This is a genomic window from Moorena sp. SIO3H5 (assembly GCF_010692395.1).
In the GTDB taxonomy this organism is placed as follows: Bacteria; Cyanobacteriota; Cyanobacteriia; order Cyanobacteriales; family Coleofasciculaceae; genus Moorena.
This window is the reverse complement of the sequence record NZ_JAAHHS010000709.1, coordinates 1-2,001: the sequence shown is the minus strand read 5'-3', so window position 1 is coordinate 2,001 and position 2,001 is coordinate 1. Positions and strand designations below refer to the sequence as shown.

Annotated in this window: 1 protein-coding gene and 1 pseudogene; one reads left to right on the top strand and one right to left on the bottom strand. The window is 45.4% G+C overall.

Features of this window, described 5'->3' with window-relative positions; genetic code table 11:
• On the bottom strand, window positions 1-725 hold a 725-nt coding region (locus F6K52_RS35765), incomplete at its 3' end, for an LCP family protein (protein ID WP_293089866.1).
• 455 nt (window positions 726-1,180) lie between these two features.
• Here F6K52_RS35765 and F6K52_RS35760 point away from each other — a divergent pair.
• Window positions 1,181-1,984 (top strand): annotated as a pseudogene (locus tag F6K52_RS35760) (mannose-1-phosphate guanylyltransferase); the annotation flags it as partial.
• Between the last annotated feature and the right edge of the window lie 17 nt (window positions 1,985-2,001).

Genomic DNA, 2,001 nt, shown 5'->3' with positions numbered 1-2,001 from the left:
TGAGTGACATCTACATATTCCATCCTCTCCGGTACAAACACTTCCAGCCCACCGACCAAATCCACAAGTTCCCGAAATGCATCAGTGGTAATGCGCACATACCTATCAATGGGTACATCATTTAAGGTACGGCTAACCACTTCTGCGGTTAAAGTAGATCCACCTTTGACATTGGCATCATTAATTTTAATTATCCCAACATCCGGAATTTCTATTCTGGTATCCCGTGGAATTGAAAGCATATTCACGGAGTGGTCTTTGGGGTCTAAGCGCAACAGCAACAGGGTATCACTGCGACCACCAAAAACCTCTGGGGAACCTGGCAACGCATCTGGGACTCGGTCTATGCCCATCACCAGGATATTGACTGGTCGTGACAGGTTGTAGGGAAAATTTTTACGGGAAGAATTGTGCTCAGAAGCGGCTGGTTGATTCTGGGGGATTTTGGAGTTTTCCGGCTGAGAATGGGATTTAATCAGGGGCGACAATGGGGTAACTAGGGCTAAGGTCGCTCCCAAAGCCGCAGAAATAACTGCTGTCAGGACAAAAGCACTACTCCAGAATACCCACCGTAAATAGGGGGCAAGGGTTAATCTTAATCCAGAGACAGAAGCGTCTAGGTCTGTAGTCAGGTCAAGCTGAGAGTAAGAGACTCCTGTATCACCCTCTTGGGGTGATGGTTGGGGTGTTGAAGCTGAGGCATTATTAATCACACCTGTATCCAAATATACCTATGAATTGTGATGACTATTAAAGGATTCAAGTTCCAAGCCTATAGTTGGCTATCCAATTAAACTGTAGCCTGTGGCTACAGTTTAAGATATTGTTGTTGGCCTATAAGTCTATAAGTCTATAAGTCAAAGCCAATAAACCATTTTGCCTACCTTCAAAGTGGCTTAATTGAAAAAAGCGCTTTGGCTACCCACGGCTAAAGCTCCTGGTGAAAGCACTTTGAGGAACATCTAAGAGTGATTAGTCCTTTGTGATCAATGCACAACACGAATGCCGGAACAAGGATGAAGGAATTGGTGGACAAATGACTAATTTAAGGACTAATGTAACGACTAATGTAATGGCTAAAGAAGTACTTTAACCATTTTTCATAATCTACAGCCTATACCAGCTGAATCAGGGAAAGTGAGGTTAGTATGTAGCAGAAAACTACAGTTAAGGCTACATCATGGATAATTCTCTCATCCCTGTGATTCTTGCTGGTGGCAAAGGTGAACGGTTTTGGCCGTTGAGCCGTAAGCACCGACCCAAGCAGTTTTTATGTTTGGATGGTAGTGGCAAGAGTCTTTTGCAGGCAACGGCTGACCGATTGAGTAAGCTGACGGTCGGGCCAGAGCACTTGTGGGTGATTACTTCTGCTATGTTAGCTGAGGGAGTGACTCAACAACTACCATCGTTACCCCAGAAGCATCTATTAGCTGAACCGGAAGGAAGGGATACAGCACCAGCAGTGGCTTGGGCAACTCTAGAAATTGCCAAGGCTTACGGAGAAGATGCGGTAGTGGGCTTTTTCCCTGCTGACCACTGGATTGAAGATGAGCAAGGGTTTCAGCAAACTATCAAGGCGGCTGCTCAATTGGCTGCCACTGAGTCATCGATTGTGACCTTAGGAATCAGGCCCCAATATCCTTCTACAGGCTACGGTTACATTGAGCAAGGTCAGAAGACTGGCACGTTTGAAGGATTGCCAGTGTATCAGGTCAGTCGGTTCACCGAAAAGCCTAACCAAGAGACCGCTGAGGAATTTTTGTCTACTGGTCGATTCAGCTGGAACAGTGGAATGTTCATTTTCCGGGCTGGGGTAGTTTTAGATGAATTGCGCACTCATGCACCAGAAATTATTGCCCCTTTAGAAGAAAAAGGTGTGGCGGCTTATGCTGAGCTAGAAAAGAAAAGTATTGACTACGCTTTGATGGAAAAAACACAGCTAGCTTATGTTTTACCAGCCTCCTTTGGTTGGGATGATTTAGGGTTTAGCTAGAGGGGCAA